The sequence below is a fragment of the Flavobacterium sp. ABG genome (genome assembly GCF_001027725.1).
Lineage (GTDB): Bacteria > Bacteroidota > Bacteroidia > Flavobacteriales > Flavobacteriaceae > Flavobacterium > Flavobacterium cupriresistens.
On the sequence record NZ_LEKS01000001.1, the window covers coordinates 73,974 to 89,675 of the forward strand.

The following is a 15,702-nucleotide window of genomic DNA, read 5'->3' on the forward strand; positions in this document are numbered from 1 at the left end:
TAGAAAAAAATGTAGGATAACAAGGCCGTTTGGAATTTGATGACTCAATGTTTTCGCATAGAATAAATCCATAATTTTAGTTAATTTTGGAAGACGCTAAAATCCACCTTATGCAAGAAGCTATCGATTTCCTCTCCGGTAAAAATCCAATATTTCAGGAAATAATTGATAAATACGGATTACCCCCAATTCCAAAACGTCCACAAGGTTTTGAAACATTAGTATTGCTCATACTCGAGCAGCAGGTTTCTATAGATTCAGCAAAAGCTACATTCTTGAAAATAAAAGCCTATACCATCTGTAATCCTGAAACAATGGCTGTTTTGTCTGACGAAGAGTTTAGAGCCCTTGGTGTGAGTCGTCAAAAAACACTGTATATCAAAATTTTAGCGGAAGCTGTTTTAAGCAGAGAATTAGACATTGAAAGTTTAGCGATAAAATCGGCGCAACAAGTACGTGAGGAGCTCATAAGGCTAAAAGGAATCGGAAACTGGACTATTGATATCTATCTGATGTTTTGTTTGCAGGAGCCCGATTTAATTCCGCTTGGAGATATCGCAGTGGTAAATACCATCAAAGAATTGTTGGATATTCATGATAAACAGGAAATGGAAATTCATGCCCGGCAATGGAGTCCTTACCGATCTTATGCGACCTATTTGCTCTGGCATTATTACTTAAATAAGCGAAATAGAAAAATTACCTATTAAATGCTTGTTTTTTAAAAGATAATGCAGATAATTTAAGCGGTTTTTTTATTGTAAACATAGATTCTTTAGTTACTTTTGCAACCGAAATTATAGAATTAATAAAAAACAAAAATGACCGCAGACAAACTAACAACTTTCGATGTATTAATCGAAATACCAAGAGGAAGCAGAAATAAATATGAGTACGATTTTGAAATTAAAAGAATGCGTTTCGACAGAATGTTATTCTCTTCAATGATGTACCCGGCTGATTACGGATTTATTCCGGAAACTTTAGCACTTGACGGTGACCCTCTTGACGTATTGGTTTTGGTAACTGAACCAACTTTCCCAGGATGTGTTATGGAAGTAAAACCAATCGGTGTTTTCCACATGGCAGACGATAAAGGACCAGACGAGAAAATTATTTGTGTACCTGTTTCAGATCCAATCTGGAACTCATTAACAGACTTGTCAGACATAAACCCACACTTAGTAAAAGAAATCGAGCATTTCTTCCAGGTTTACAAAGATCTTGAAAACAAAAAGGTTGATGTTGAAGGATGGGGAGATGTAAACGAAGCATTTGCTATTATTGCAGAGTGCACAAAACGTTTTGATGATATCGAAAATAAACCAGAGGGATTGTTTAGTATTAAATAATTTTAACCTTTGTATTTTATAAAAAAAGCAATACTCCGTCAGGAGTATTGCTTTTTTGTTTAAATTCGTTTTGCTAGTTTGTTGACTATTAACCAAAAAACCATTACAATATTATGAATGCATTTATGATTTACCTGCCAATTGTCATGGCAGTTTTAGGATTACTTTTCATGGGAATAAAAAGGAGTTGGGTTTTAAAACAAGATGCCGGCGACGGCAAAATGAAAGAGATTTCAGATCACATTTATGAAGGGGCGCTTGCTTTCTTAAAAGCAGAATACCGATTATTGACAATTTTTGTGATTATTGCAAGTGTTGCATTGGCAGGAATTACCTTTATTCCGGGAGTTAAAACACATTTATTAATTGTAGTTGCCTTTATTTTTGGAGCACTCTTCTCTGCTTACGCTGGTAATATAGGGATGAAGATCGCTACTAAAACTAACGTTAGAACCACTCAGGCTGCCCGTACAAGTTTACCGCAAGCTTTAAAAGTTTCTTTTGGAGGAGGAACGGTAATGGGACTGGGTGTTGCCGGTTTGGCAGTTTTAGGTTTAACCACCTTTTTTATAATTTTCTTTACGCTGTTTTCCGATGGAGTTTGGAAAGATACAGAAACGATGACCGTTGTTTTGGAAACATTGGCCGGATTTTCATTAGGAGCAGAATCAATCGCCTTGTTTGCCAGAGTTGGTGGTGGAATTTACACGAAAGCTGCCGATGTTGGTGCTGATTTAGTGGGTAAAGTTGAAGCCGGAATTCCGGAAGATGATCCTCGTAATCCGGCAACAATTGCAGATAACGTAGGAGATAATGTAGGTGATGTTGCCGGTATGGGAGCCGATTTATTCGGATCTTATGTTGCAACGGTATTAGCCGCAATGGTTTTAGGAAACTATGTGATTAAAGATATGGGCGGAAATATTCAGGACGCTTTTGGCGGAATAGGCCCAATTTTATTGCCAATGACAATTGCCGGTTTCGGAATTTTATTTTCGATTATCGGAACAACATTGGTAAAAATCTCAGATGATAATGCAAAAGAAGCACAAGTACAAAAAGCATTAAATATAGGAAACTGGGTTTCGATTGTTTTAACGGCAATTGCCTGTTTCTTTTTGGTAAAACACATGTTACCTGAAGTAATGACAATGGAATTCTTTGGAGAAGGAGCACAACAGATCTCTTCAATGAGAGTTTTTTATGCTACTTTGGTTGGATTAGTAGTTGGTGGAGCCATTTCATCCGTTACAGAATATTATACAGGATTAGGTACAAAACCGGTTTTGGCAATTGTGCAAAAATCATCAACAGGAGCAGGAACCAATGTTATTGCAGGTTTGGCTACAGGAATGATTTCTACTTTTCCAACCGTATTATTATTCGCAGCCGCCATTTGGATTTCCTATGCGTTAGCAGGGTTTTACGGAGTAGCCTTAGCGGCATCAGCAATGATGGCCACTACAGCAATGCAGTTGGCAATTGATGCTTTTGGTCCAATCTCTGACAATGCCGGAGGAATCGCAGAAATGAGCGAATTACCAAAAGAAGTTCGTACCAGAACAGATATTTTAGATTCAGTAGGAAATACAACTGCTGCAACCGGAAAAGGATTTGCGATTGCTTCAGCCGCCTTGACTTCATTGGCTTTGTTTGCGGCCTATGTGACTTTCACAGGAATTGACGGAATCAATATATTTAAAGCACCCGTTTTAGCAATGTTATTTGTAGGAGGAATGATTCCGGTAGTGTTCTCGGCTTTAGCCATGAATTCGGTAGGAAAAGCAGCAATGGACATGGTGTACGAAGTACGTCGTCAGTTTAAGGAAATTCCTGGAATTATGGAAGGAACCGGAAAACCGGAATATGGAAAATGTGTTGAAATCTCTACTAAGGCAGCTTTACGCGAAATGATGTTGCCTGGAATTTTAACCATTGGTTTTCCTATTGCAATTGTATTGTTAGGAAAATTGGTTTATGCCGATAACAATCAGTTAATTGCTGAGATGCTTGGAGGATATATGGCCGGTGTTACTGTTTCGGGTGTACTTTGGGCTGTTTTTCAAAATAATGCAGGAGGTGCCTGGGACAATGCTAAAAAATCTTTTGAAGCCGGAGTTATGATTAATGGTGAAATGACTTATAAAGGATCGGATGCGCACAAAGCAGCGGTAACCGGAGATACAGTTGGAGATCCGTTTAAAGATACTTCAGGTCCATCAATGAATATTTTAATTAAACTGACTTGTTTGATTGGTTTGGTCATTGCACCAATCTTAGGAGAAGGACACGGTACAGATACAGCCGGAATGGCTGCTTCCTGTTGCAAAAAAACGGAAATACATGCAGGACATTCGAAATGTGGTGATGAATCTTTAATGGCAGGAATGACCAAAGAAGAATGTGTTAAAATGTGTAAAGAAAAAGGCTGCACACCGGAAGAGACTGCAAAATGTCTGGCTAATTTTGATGCAAACGGAAAATATGTACATCAAAAAACAGATTGTTTTGATACAAGTAAATATGAGAAAAAACGTCTTGAGGTTAATTTATCTACCGTAGATGGTGTTACAAAAGGAACAGTGACCAAAACGGAAAACGGAAAAACAACTACGGAAGTTTTTGAAGGAACAGAAGAAGAAGTTAAAGCAAAAATTGAAGCAGCAAAATAAAAGTGCTGTGGCATAAAAATAAAAATGCCTCTGGATTTCCAGAGGCATTTTTTATTGATTTAAGGCGTATTCTTTAATTAAAGTTGAGGCAGGGATGTGAAGGGCCTCGTTTAAAATTCTAATTTGTTTTATGGTCAAAGCTCTTTTGCGCTTAAAGATTTCAGATACTCTGGAGCGACTATTTAAGATAACTCCTAAATCTGCGTCTGTAAGGCCATTTTGCTCCATCATAAATTTTATGGCTTCAATTGGATCGGGTTCAGAAATTTGATAATGTATTTGTTCATATTTTTCTATAAGTGTTACCAAAATATCTAATTCATCACCTTCACTGGTATTTGGTTTAGCGTTGAAAAGAGTATTTACCCTTTCAAGTGCTAAGTCATAATCTTTTTCTGTTTTTATAGGTTTTATTTCCATATTGCTATAAGTTTTTAATGTCTTTTAGATTGTGGTATTCATCATGAATTCCAACAAATAGAATGTAGACAATTTGAGTATCGTAATTAATTTTCTGTAGCTTCGAAAATTGTTTGGATTAAGATCAAAACACACTCCGTTTGTCATTTCGAGGTACGAGAAATCACACACGTAACTCGACAAAGAATGGTCACTCACTATGCGGAAATCCTGGTGTGATTTCTCCTTCGTCGAAATGACAAACGGAGTGTTTTTTTTAAATAAGCTAATTTTTTACATCCAATTTTTTATTGCTCTACAACTTTTGAACTTGATATCTTAATCCAATTATTTCAAGTCTCTAAAAATAAGCAATAAGTTGTAAACTAAAAATCCCCCTTACTTTTTGAATAAGGGGGATTTATATTCGTCTGATTTGCTGTTAAAACAATCCGTTCAATTCGGCATCAATTCGGTTGATGATATTTCCCAGATCTTCGGGATTATCAACAAAATTGATGTTGTCAACATCGATAATTAATAATTTTCCTTTTGTGTAGGTCTGAATCCAGGCTTCGTACCTTTCGTTCAGACGGCTTAAATACTCGATCGAAATGGAGTTTTCGTACTCGCGTCCGCGTTTGTGAATTTGTCCAACCAAATTAGGAATAGAACTTCTTAGGTAGATCAATAAATCGGGTGCTTTCACCAACGATTCCATTAATTCGAATAAGGAAGTGTAGTTTTCAAAATCGCGACTGGTCATTAATCCCATCGAATATAAGTTGGGAGCAAAAATATGAGCATCTTCATAAATCGTTCTGTCCTGGATGATTTTCTTACCACTTTCGCGAATTTGCAATACCTGACGGAAGCGACTGTTTAAGAAGTAAATCTGTAAATTAAAGGACCAACGTTCCATTTGATGGTAGAAATCATCTAAATACGGGTTGTCTACCACATCTTCATAATGAGGTTCCCATTTAAAATGTTTGGCCAGTAACTTGGTTAATGTTGTTTTACCAGCGCCTATATTTCCTGCTATTGCTATGTGCATTACGGTGTTACGATTTTATAATTGATGATTTCTTTAAATGTAAAAATAGATAAAATTTGGTCTTTGTAGCAGAATTTATCAAAGGTTTTTTCTGAAATTTCTATTTCAGAAATTGTACTCGAATTTGTATCTGAACTGCTTTTAAAATACAATAAATTGTTTGTCCTGAAAATATATTGGTGTTGGTCAATAATTTCGATTTTATCAAAATCAGGGACTTTCCCCAGAGCTGTTATTTTTCCGAAAATATCGCAGGAGAACCAGTTGTTTTTCTTGTCTATCCAATAAAAAGCATTAAAATCGGTTTGATAATATTGGATCGTTTCGGTCAATGGAGTCGAAACGATTTTATATTCATTCTTCAGATAGTCGAAAAGTCCAATTTGTTGGTTTAATGTGTTATAAACCCAAAGTTGATTCTGCGTTGACATACCTATAAACGGAACTACAATTGGGATATTGTTTTGAGAAAAATTAATCTCCGTGATTTTATTCAATTGATTATCGAGTAATATAACACTATTAAAGTCTTCGTAAAACAAAACCATTTTAAGCGGATTTTGCAGGTCGACTTTAGTTAAATTTCCTAAAGAAACATTTTTGTACTCAAAAGTCTCATTGCCTTTAATTTTTCGAAAGACATTATCTTTTATCAAATAATAATACCCAAAAGAATCGTATCCCAGAAATTCATCAGCATCAATTTTTAAATGAGAAATAGTATCAGGCTTTATTTTCTGGCCTTGCGCAAAGAATACTGTGGAGTAACCGGCGATAAAAAAGATTATTAAAAAACGGCGCACTGTTTGGCTCATGATACTCTGGTTTCTAAGAGCCAAATTACAAAAAACTATAGTAGAAATAGCGTAGGAGATTAGATTTTGTGGCAAGACCTTTTTAGAATGCTACTGTTTATGTTATAGCTTCAGGAGTTGATAGGGTAAAGGTCTGGACGTCTTTAAGTTTTGTTTTGAAATAGACTATTCCGCCGCGTATAAAGTGTTTTTGAGATAATAGAGTTTTTGTAGTATTTTAATCACTAAAAAATAGAATTTTGTGACTGTAATTTGAGTAAGAATGAAATATCTTTGCGCAAAATTAACAATCCAAAAAGAATAGAAGCATGCGCAATTTTATATGGAGTTTTTCACTGTTCATTTGTTTAATGTCGGCCTCTTTTTCTCAAACAAAAAGTATCGAGAAAGGAAGTTATCTATCAACAAACAGAGGACAAAAAATCAAACTAAATTTATTAGAGAATAACAAGTACGAATTTATATTGTATTCCGGCGATTACAATATAAAAGGAGATTCCTTATTGTTCTCTCAAAATAAGAGTGTAGAGGAAGGTTTTGATCTTGCTTTTGTAAAGGATAAGAAGGCGAAAAAAATTAAAATTAAATTTATAGATTCTTCTTTTTATCCCTTTTACATAGGAACGCAGAAAGGAAATGAAGCCGTTCAATATCAAAAACTTTCAGATATTAAGACCCAAATTGATCCGGAATGGAGAGAGGCGGACCTCATATTTGATATTGATAAAAGCGATTTTTTATATTTAGTATTAGAAGGTCACGAAACTGAGACTAAACTTTGTAAGTACGCTTTGCCAAAGGATGTTGCAGAAGTAACCATTAAATACAATTCGGATCTTTCGGGTGACTTAAAAATTTCCGGATTTTTGGACAGGAAAACCAATGGGCTTCGAATATCAGATAAAGGAGGGAAGAACCCGTTGACTTTTGTAAATGAAAAAGAGCAGAAATTAGATAGTGAAGTAAAAGTTACAGCTCTTGAAAGCCAAAATATTGCTAATTGGACTTATCCGGGCAAAGAGGCTTTGGTTGATGAAGGTTTTGGTGTCGAAGCCGTTACTTCGGATAGTATCGCCGGTATAAATGAGAATGAATATGAGTCTCCGAAGTTCGATTTTAAACTTAAAATCGAAAATAATTTAAAGGATGCTATTGCAGCAACTAAAAATGCAAAAACAAAATTTTTGGTCGTTTATTCAAACGATGAGAATTCTTTTGCGAAAGCCGATTTTGATCAGTTTGTGAAAGAACGCGAAGCAGAAGTTTCAGCTAATATGTACGATGCTTATAACGCTCAATTTGATGTTTTTAATTACTATTTAGCGAGTGCTGATGATAAAAATTGGCTTAAAAAGAATAAGTTGTTAAATAATCCTGCTGTGGCTATTTTAAATGGTGATGGTGCTGTTTTGACTAGTTCGAAGACTACTTTAGAAGACGAAAAAGCAGAGTTTAATTTTTATAATGGGTTTCCAAAAAAACTGGAGAAAGCCAATGCTTTGTATACTTTTAATAAGGTAATCAGAAATAAAAAAGCAACAGATGCTGAGCTGGTTTCGGCTTTTAACCAAGTCTCCATTTTGAAGGATTATGAGGCTGGTGGTGAGACGATAGATGAAATAGCTTCGACAGGTTTTAAGTTGGGCAAATTCACGTTTAATAAAAAGGAGGTTTTACAAATCTGGAAAAAATTAATTGAAACACATCAAAAAGATACGAAGCCGAACATGCTTTTGGTTGAAGCGATCCTGCAGGAAATTAAGAATCAAGGATTTTATAAGTTGTTTTTTAATGAAGACAGAATGTTTAACGGTACTGATTTTCTTGCGATTGATTATTTAATTAAACATTATGATGCGATTGAAGCAACAAAAGGTCTGGAAGGAACAGGCTATAGCAGACCGTTAAACGTTTCTTTAACGGATGAAATTTCAACCGCTTTGCAGACAAATGGGTATGGTTTAGGGGATGAAAGTTCGGAGAAAGCAAATAAGAATCAAATCATTAAGACTTATAAAAAGCTAATCACATCCGGTAAGGGCAGCTTTTTTTGTTATAAAAGTTATTTTGCTATTTTGGAAGAGGAGCCTGCCTATACGAAAGAGTTTGGTGGTTTCTTTAAAGAGTATTTATCATTAGAAAAAGGTAATCCGTTTGAAAGATTAGACGGATTGTACCAGACATTTAATACTTCTGATGAATATTCTTTTGATGGATGGAATTCCTTAAAAGAATATTACTCTGAACTGTGTAATTCAGCTGCCTGGAAAGTAGTTTCAGAACCGGAAAACATTGACTTTGTAAAAGCCGCAATTGATTGGTCTGAATACAGTCTGATTATAACGAAAAACAATCCGTACTATTTAGATACATTAGCGCAGTTGTATTATAAAGACGGACAAAAAGAAAAAGGGATCGAAACTCAGGAAAAAGCATTGCAGTACTCCGGTACGGTTCAGGACGAAGAAACAGTAAACGAAATGAAAGTAGTTCTGGAAAAAATGCAAAACGGTACATATTAGAATTTAATTTATTAAAAAAACGCGACAGGTTTCTTAAATCTGTCGCGTTTTTTTTAGTGATTTCGGCTTCAAGCTTACCGCCTAAACTTATTGTTTACGACCAACAATTGTTATTTGACACCAATCATTACTTTTATTTGATAATAAGTAATGACTTTTTTCTTCTTCTCTAATTCTCCGGAGACATTAAGATAAGTAAGCAGAATACGGTATTTATCAGTCTCTATTAGTTGGGTGATTTTTTGATCTGTTGGATGCGATCCAAAGCCGGTATTTTCATTAATAAAAGGAATAATTTTTAAAGGAACAACCTCTCCATTAATAGTTAAATCAGTACCATAGTCTTTTGTTTTGGCGTAAATGGAATAACTTTTATTCTCAATTTTTATGCAGTCGATACATTCAAACTTACTGTTATCTGATAAATGGAAAGACATGTCAAAACCATGAATGTTTTGTATCGAAGTTTGGTCGTTTTCATAATAAGAATAATTTATTGAAGTATCCTCTTTTTCTTCATACATTGATCTGTATTCATAACCCAGTGCTTTCATTATTTCGTAATCACTTGGGAATTTATCCTTTTTAAGCAGTGGTTTTAATTCTTTTTCAGCGTAAGGAACCATAATTTCAACGCCATAATTTTCCTCTAAAAAAGATACAATGCTGCTGAAATCCTGTTCTTGTTCAAAGGTTAATTTTTTTGCTTTGTCTTTTTGTATATAAGATTGAAATCGAGATAGCTGACTGTTTTTTGAAACCGAATTAGCACTTTGCGGTCCAACAATAGAAAATAATCCTGCAAGGCACATGCTTATCGGAATGAACTTAATCTTAGGTTGCTTTTGAATTAAAAAATATAAAACAACAACCCCCAGCCATATCGACAATAACAATACATAATACCTTTCGTGTGTGAAACCATACAAGTTGATTCGGTACAAAATAGCCCAAAACAAGAGACCCAGTAAAGGAATTAGTAAAAAGTAGAACCAACGATTAAAGGTTTTCATCCAAAGGTTGCCTTTTTCATTTGCAATCGGATGTACCAGTAAAAAAGAAAGGATTCCAAAAATAGCAAATACTAAAACAAGATAAGAAACCCAACCTACGGGTAATGATAGTGTGATCAGGATTTTGGCTTCGTAACAAATAAGAATTATCAGGTAAAGACTTATCAAGGGTAATAATATAAATTGAGTAAAGTTTTTAAGACCTTTTGGATAACTCAATTGTAATGGATTTTCCTGATTATTAGTTTCAGGAACCCCATTTAAAAAGAAAATGGTATTGAAAACGCCCGTAATAGTAAAGAAGATATAAAGATAAATTCGATCGTAAAATTCAAAACCAAACAGTTTTTCGATCGCCAATATGGCTAATGCCAAACCGCAGTAAAGAACCATGCTATATAGTCCGGCAGTCAGAATTCGGAGAAAAAGTTGTTTGTTGAATTCCCAAAATTCCTCCTGATGGTAAGTTTTAGGTAAAAAGCCGGCAAAGGAAACCAGTAAGTGTAAAGCAATATTGAGGACTAAAAATTCTTGAGCTTCTACATCCGTAATATTTTTTTTAAAACTAAAAACAAACGCAATAAGTAAACTGCCTAGAATAAAACTGCTTAAAAAACGTAATAAATTGCTTTTTTTTGAAGCTTGGAAATATAAACTGACTGAAAGAAATAAAATCAGACAAAGCGAGCAGCTCATGACTGCTTTTATGTAAAACTCCTGTGGTCCACCATATTTTTTTTCTTGTAGAATTATAGCGAAAATAGTTCCGAGAATGGCAGTGAGCGTTTCCAGAGGGAATCGAAGCACTGTTCTTTGTGTGGCTTTTATGACGTTTTGTAACGAAGGTAATTTACTCATATTTTAACTGTTATTTTAAACATTAAAGAAAGTAAATAAACAGCTATAAAAAAAGGCTTTCTAAATTTTTAGAAAGCCTTTTTTTATATAGATTTTAGATTGAAATTACAATCCAAAAGCAGTTTTTACCTGGTCAACAAAATCAAGTTTTTCCCATGTAAATAACTCAACAGTAACTGTTTTTTCGTTTCCTCCCGGAGCAGAAAAAGTTTTTGTTACCGTTTCAGGTTTACGTCCCATGTGTCCGTAAGCTGCAGTTTCGCTATAAATTGGATTTCTTAATTTCAAACGTTGTTCGATAAAGTAAGGACGCATATCAAAGATAGCCTCTACTTTTTTAGCGATTTCACCATTCGTTAAGTTTACTTTAGAAGTTCCGTAAGTATCGATAAAAATACCCATTGGTTGAGCAACACCAATTGCATAAGAAACCTGTACTAAGATTTCGTCAGCAACACCTGCAGCAACTAAGTTTTTAGCAATATGACGTGTAGCATATGCAGCACTTCTGTCTACTTTACTTGGATCTTTTCCGGAGAAAGCACCACCACCGTGAGCTCCTTTTCCACCGTAAGTATCAACGATAATTTTTCTTCCTGTTAAACCAGTATCTCCGTGAGGTCCTCCAATTACGAATTTTCCTGTTGGGTTAATGTGGTATTGGATTTTATCATTGAATAAATGAGCGTGAGCTGGATTTTTTGCAATGATCCTTGGAATCAAAATATCAATAATGTCTTTTTTGATTTTAGCCAACATGGCAGTCTCTTCATCAAAATCATCGTGTTGAGTTGAGATTACAATAGCATCAATACGTGTTGGTTTGTTATCATCACTGTACTCTAAAGTTACTTGTGATTTAGCATCAGGACGTAAATAAGAGATCTCTTTGTTTTCGCGTCTTAAGATGGCTAATTCCTGTAATAATTTGTGAGATAAATCAAGTGCCAAAGGCATGTAATTTTCTGTTTCGTTAGTTGCGTAACCAAACATCATTCCTTGATCCCCAGCGCCTTGCTCTTCTGGCTTAGCTCTGTCAACACCTTGATTGATATCTGCAGATTGTTCGTGAATTGCTGAAAGAATTCCACAAGAATTTGCTTCAAACATATACTCACTCTTAGTGTAACCGATTTTGCGGATTACTTCACGAGCGATTTGTTGAACATCAAGATAGGTATTGGATTTTACTTCGCCAGCCAGGATTACCTGACCAGTTGTAACTAAAGTTTCACATGCTACTTTTGAGTTAGCATCAAATGCCAAAAAGTTGTCAATTAATGCATCCGAAATTTGATCTGCAACTTTGTCTGGATGTCCTTCACTAACAGATTCTGACGTAAATAAATAAGCCATAATAATTTATTAATTAGATAATTAAAATTAAGCGAGGTAAAAAAATTGCTAAAAAATGCTAAAGGAGAGTTCCTGCTTTAGCATTTTTTACTACTGAAATCAAAACATTTCAGTATTCATAACGAACCATTTCATTATGAAGAGGTTGCAATCAGTTCAAATTTTTCCTCTGTATTCGGGTGCAAAGTTATAAAACCATTTTGATTGACAAATTAAAGTTTTGTTTTTTTTATTTATTGTACAGAAATTTAACATAACATACTAATTCGATAGGGTAATGGAAATATTTTGGGTTTTTGTTTGGTGGTTCCAAAAAAAGTCCGCAAATTTGCCCCATCAAAACGAAAGAAAACAAAATAAACATGAAATCAATCTCAAAGAATATGTCTTGTATGATGCCGGAAACTTCCGCAGAGAGACTATTGTAGACTATGTTTTCAGCTATATATAAAGAACCTCTGCCAATCTGCAGAGGTTTTTTTTTGTCGAAAACGAAATAAAAATAATAAGCAACATTCAATAACAAACAGCATAAAAAAACCTAATTCAAATACAATGAAAAATAAATTACTATTAATTTTTGGCTTGGCTACCATCTCGGGATTGTATGCTCAGGAGAACAAAAAAGAAAAAGATACTTTACAAAACAATGAACTGTCAGAAATCACAATAGTGGGGTCAAGAAGTAAAAACAGAGTAAAAACAGACGTACCTGTTCCTGTTGATGTATTCAATATAGCTGAAATAACAAAAGGGGCTCCACAAACCAGTGTAACCCAAATATTAAATTATGTTGCACCATCCTTTACCAGTAATCCAACCTCTACTGCAGATGGAACAGATCACGTTGATCCGGCACAATTAAGGGGTTTAGGTCCCGATCAGGTTTTGATTCTGGTGAATGGCAAACGAAGACATACAAGTGCTTTGGTAAACATAAACGGATCACCGGGTAGAGGTTCTGTCGGAACTGATTTAAATGCAATTCCGTCTTACGCGATCGAGCGAATAGAGGTGTTAAGAGATGGAGCTGCCGCGCAATACGGTTCGGATGCCATCGCCGGAGTAATCAATATTGTATTGAAAAAGAATGCAAAATACGTTTCAGGAGATATTCAGTACGGGGCAAATGTATCTTCGGGCTCCAATAATTTTAAAGGAGGAAGTGACGGACAATCTTTACAATTAGACTTAAACTACGGTACCTCTTTAGGAAAACAGGGAAGTTATCTGAATGTTACCGGAAGTGCCGTAACAAGACAGGCTACCAGTCGTGCGGGAATTAGAAGTAACCCTATTTTTAATGCCTATAACGCTGTCGAAAACAGAGCGGCTCAAGATGGCGTTCAGGTCAATTCGTTGTTTAGTAATATTAATGCAACGCCAAATTCAGGACAAATCATCAGTACATTACAGCAATATGCACCACAGGTAAGTTATTTTACACCGGCACAGCAAACTGCGATTTCTTCTGCGAGCACAATTGCTCAGATGCAAACTGCCTTAAATTTCGATGTAACGAATAATGAATTGAATTACAGAGGACAGCAAAGAAGTGACTATAATATGAGTGTAGGTCAGTCAGAATTGGCAACAGGGCAGTTGTATTTCAATGCTAAATATCCTTTGACTGAGATTACTTCCTTATATTCCTTTGGAGGACTGTCTTACAGAAACGGAAAATCATACGCCTTTAACAGACTTCCAAATGCTTCGGGAGCTTTTACTCAGGTATATTCAAATGGATTTTTGCCGGAAATAGAATCAGATATCGTAGACGCTTCTGCTGCTGCGGGAATTACAACGCAATTGTTTGGTTTTGATACTGACTTCAGTTCCAATCTGGGAACCAACTCTTTTAAATACGGAGCAAACAATACGATAAATGCAACTTTGGGAACACAATCTCCATCTAGTTTTGATGCAGGGAAAGTTTCATTTTTACAAAGTACAACCAATTTAGATTTTAGTAAAAAACTCGATGTTTTAGAAGGATTGAATGTTGCTTTTGGTGGAGAATTCAGATATGAAAACTATCAGATTAAAGCCGGAGAACAAGCCTCTTATGGATTATATGACGTAAACGGAAATTTTGTTTCCGGTACATTGCCAACAACTTCACCATTAATTGTGACTGATTTCTTCGGGAACAAACGTGGAGCAGGAGCGCAGGGATTCTCAGGATTTCAAGCTACCGATGCAAAAGAGAAAGACAGAAAAAGTGTGGCAGCTTATGTAGATTTAGAATTAAATTCAACCGAAAACTGGCTTTTAAACGGAGCAGCACGTTTCGAAAATTATTCTGATTTTGGAAACACGGTTACGTTTAAATTGGCTTCACTTTTGAAATTAAATGATTTCATCAATTGGAGGATTTCTGGACAAACAGGTTTTAGAGCACCTTCATTGCAACAAAAATATTTTGAAACCAGCTCTACTCAATTTATCAATGGTGCTCCATACCAGGTGGGGTATTTTACAAATGACTCCGATGCGGCAAAAAGCATTGGTGTAGCAAATTTAAAACCGGAGAAATCTAAAAGTATCAGCACCGGTTTTACGTTTAAAATTCCGGAAGCCAATATCACCATTTCTACCGATGCCTATTTTACAAGAATCGATGACCGAATTGTTTTAACAGGACAATATGCAAGACCAACAGACGCGCAAATTACGGGTGCTACCTCACCGGAACAAGCAGAAGCATTGACCCTGTTTCAGGAAGCATTTGATTTAAAAGGAGTAGAAAGAGCCTCATTCTGGACAAACGGAATCAATTCTGAGACAAAAGGAATAGATGTAGTGATTTCTCAGAAGTATAATGTAGTAGCTGATTTCACAATCAGAAATGATTTTGCGATTAGTTATAATGAAACCAAAAGAGTAGGAGATTTAAATGTTCCTCAGTCTATTATTGATGCAGGAGGAGAGCCTTTTAAATATTCGTTTTTTCCGGAGTCAAGCAGAGTTTATTTGGAAGAAGCAATTCCAAAGTTGAAGGCAAATTTGACCACCACTTTTAATATCAAGAAATTGGATATTTATTTAAGAAACAGCTATTTCGGAAAGGTAACAGATCCGGGAGCAACAGATGTGAACTTAGACGGATTTTCTTCTGTGTACGAACATCCGGAATACAGCGCAAAAATTGTGACCGATTTGTCTTTAGGATATCAGATTAATGAGAAGTTCAGAATTACGCTTGGGGTTAATAATATAGGAGATGTATATCCGGACCGTAACAATCCTTCAACACCTGCCTTTACCAATACAACCCCAACTTTGTCTCCTGCACCGAGTACCGATTTAAGTAACGCAAATCAATTTGCTTATTCAAGAGCCGTTTCGCAATTTGGATTAAACGGAAGATTTGTTTTTGCGCGATTAGGGTTCAAGTTTTAAATAAAATATAAAAAAATCCCTTTCAGATTCAAAATTGCTTTAAGCTTGATTTGAAAGGGGTTTACAAAGGATTGGGGCAAAATTTATGTAGCTTAATTCTTTTTAAATGTTAAATTATACATTTTTTTTTGGTAGTTAAAAAATAGTTACTATATTTACTCTATCAAACTAGTAGAACTAAAAAAATCTAAAAGTTTTTAATTAATACAATTTTATAAAATGAAAACAATAGCAGACAAAATGATAATGTGTTGTA

At 35.2% G+C, this 15,702-nt stretch carries 11 protein-coding genes; 6 read left to right on the plus strand and 5 right to left on the minus strand.

Going from position 1 to position 15,702, the window contains the following annotated elements; genetic code table 11:
* Positions 1 to 110: 110 nt before the first annotated feature.
* The 3 genes from AB674_RS00325 to AB674_RS00335 all read left to right on the plus strand — a co-directional run bounded on the left by AB674_RS00325 (position 111) and on the right by AB674_RS00335 (position 4,024).
* On the plus strand, positions 111 to 710 hold the full coding sequence (locus AB674_RS00325) for a DNA-3-methyladenine glycosylase family protein (RefSeq protein ID WP_047772826.1): 600 nt from the start codon (positions 111 to 113) through the stop codon (positions 708 to 710).
* 111 nt (positions 711 to 821) lie between these two features.
* The gene (locus tag AB674_RS00330; protein ID WP_047772828.1) at positions 822 to 1,352 is read left to right on the plus strand and encodes an inorganic diphosphatase; all 531 of its coding nucleotides are present in this window, start codon (positions 822 to 824) and stop codon (positions 1,350 to 1,352) included.
* A gap of 113 nt (positions 1,353 to 1,465) precedes the next feature.
* Complete coding sequence (locus AB674_RS00335; protein ID WP_047772831.1) at positions 1,466 to 4,024, plus strand: sodium-translocating pyrophosphatase; 2,559 nt, start codon at positions 1,466 to 1,468, stop codon at positions 4,022 to 4,024.
* A gap of 51 nt (positions 4,025 to 4,075) precedes the next feature.
* On the opposite strand, the gene AB674_RS00340 is transcribed toward AB674_RS00335, so the two are convergent.
* From AB674_RS00340 to AB674_RS00350, 3 genes are all read right to left on the minus strand, one after another.
* Positions 4,076 to 4,444, minus strand: a complete 369-nt coding sequence (locus AB674_RS00340) for a type II toxin-antitoxin system HigA family antitoxin (RefSeq protein ID WP_047772832.1) — start codon at positions 4,442 to 4,444, stop codon at positions 4,076 to 4,078.
* Positions 4,445 to 4,865: 421 nt separating this feature from the next.
* Positions 4,866 to 5,480 carry a deoxynucleoside kinase gene (locus AB674_RS00345; protein WP_047772834.1) on the minus strand — a complete coding sequence of 205 codons (615 nt, stop codon included), beginning with the start codon at positions 5,478 to 5,480 and terminating at the stop codon, positions 4,866 to 4,868.
* The gene (locus AB674_RS00350; RefSeq protein WP_047772836.1) at positions 5,480 to 6,295 is read right to left on the minus strand and encodes a hypothetical protein; all 816 of its coding nucleotides are present in this window, start codon (positions 6,293 to 6,295) and stop codon (positions 5,480 to 5,482) included. Before AB674_RS00350 ends, AB674_RS00345 begins: the two co-directional genes overlap by 1 nt.
* Positions 6,296 to 6,603: 308 nt before the next feature.
* Between AB674_RS00350 and AB674_RS00355 the strand changes: the two genes are divergently transcribed.
* Positions 6,604 to 8,817 carry a hypothetical protein gene (locus AB674_RS00355; protein WP_047772838.1) on the plus strand — a complete coding sequence of 738 codons (2,214 nt, stop codon included), beginning with the start codon at positions 6,604 to 6,606 and terminating at the stop codon, positions 8,815 to 8,817.
* A gap of 110 nt (positions 8,818 to 8,927) precedes the next feature.
* Here AB674_RS00355 and AB674_RS00360 read toward each other — a convergent pair whose 3' ends face one another.
* Complete coding sequence (locus AB674_RS00360) at positions 8,928 to 10,688, minus strand: DUF4153 domain-containing protein (protein ID WP_047772840.1); 1,761 nt, start codon at positions 10,686 to 10,688, stop codon at positions 8,928 to 8,930.
* Between the two features lie 105 nt (positions 10,689 to 10,793).
* Positions 10,794 to 12,044: a methionine adenosyltransferase gene (metK, locus tag AB674_RS00365; RefSeq protein ID WP_047772842.1), complete on the minus strand. Its 1,251-nt coding sequence runs from the start codon at positions 12,042 to 12,044 to the stop codon at positions 10,794 to 10,796.
* A 277-nt stretch (positions 12,045 to 12,321) separates the two neighbouring features.
* On the opposite strand from metK, the gene AB674_RS22705 reads away from it, so the two are divergent.
* Together AB674_RS22705 and AB674_RS00375 are read left to right on the plus strand one after the other, a co-directional pair.
* Positions 12,322 to 12,495, plus strand: a complete 174-nt coding sequence (locus AB674_RS22705; RefSeq protein WP_165579334.1) for a hypothetical protein — start codon at positions 12,322 to 12,324, stop codon at positions 12,493 to 12,495.
* Between the two features lie 104 nt (positions 12,496 to 12,599).
* Positions 12,600 to 15,446 carry a TonB-dependent receptor plug domain-containing protein gene (locus tag AB674_RS00375; RefSeq protein WP_047772846.1) on the plus strand — a complete coding sequence of 949 codons (2,847 nt, stop codon included), beginning with the start codon at positions 12,600 to 12,602 and terminating at the stop codon, positions 15,444 to 15,446.
* Positions 15,447 to 15,702 lie beyond the last annotated feature (256 nt).

Coding starts and splice junctions, on each gene's coding strand:
- AB674_RS00325 (WP_047772826.1), top strand. CDS start 111: ATGCAAGAAGCTATCGATTTCCTCTCCGGTAAAAATCCAATATTTCAG.
- AB674_RS00330 (WP_047772828.1), top strand. CDS start 822: ATGACCGCAGACAAACTAACAACTTTCGATGTATTAATCGAAATACCA.
- AB674_RS00335 (WP_047772831.1), top strand. CDS start 1,466: ATGAATGCATTTATGATTTACCTGCCAATTGTCATGGCAGTTTTAGGA.
- AB674_RS00340 (WP_047772832.1), bottom strand. CDS start 4,444: ATGGAAATAAAACCTATAAAAACAGAAAAAGATTATGACTTAGCACTT.
- AB674_RS00345 (WP_047772834.1), bottom strand. CDS start 5,480: ATGCACATAGCAATAGCAGGAAATATAGGCGCTGGTAAAACAACATTA.
- AB674_RS00350 (WP_047772836.1), bottom strand. CDS start 6,295: ATGAGCCAAACAGTGCGCCGTTTTTTAATAATCTTTTTTATCGCCGGT.
- AB674_RS00355 (WP_047772838.1), top strand. CDS start 6,604: ATGCGCAATTTTATATGGAGTTTTTCACTGTTCATTTGTTTAATGTCG.
- AB674_RS00360 (WP_047772840.1), bottom strand. CDS start 10,688: ATGAGTAAATTACCTTCGTTACAAAACGTCATAAAAGCCACACAAAGA.
- metK (WP_047772842.1), bottom strand. CDS start 12,044: ATGGCTTATTTATTTACGTCAGAATCTGTTAGTGAAGGACATCCAGAC.
- AB674_RS22705 (WP_165579334.1), top strand. CDS start 12,322: ATGGAAATATTTTGGGTTTTTGTTTGGTGGTTCCAAAAAAAGTCCGCA.
- AB674_RS00375 (WP_047772846.1), top strand. CDS start 12,600: ATGAAAAATAAATTACTATTAATTTTTGGCTTGGCTACCATCTCGGGA.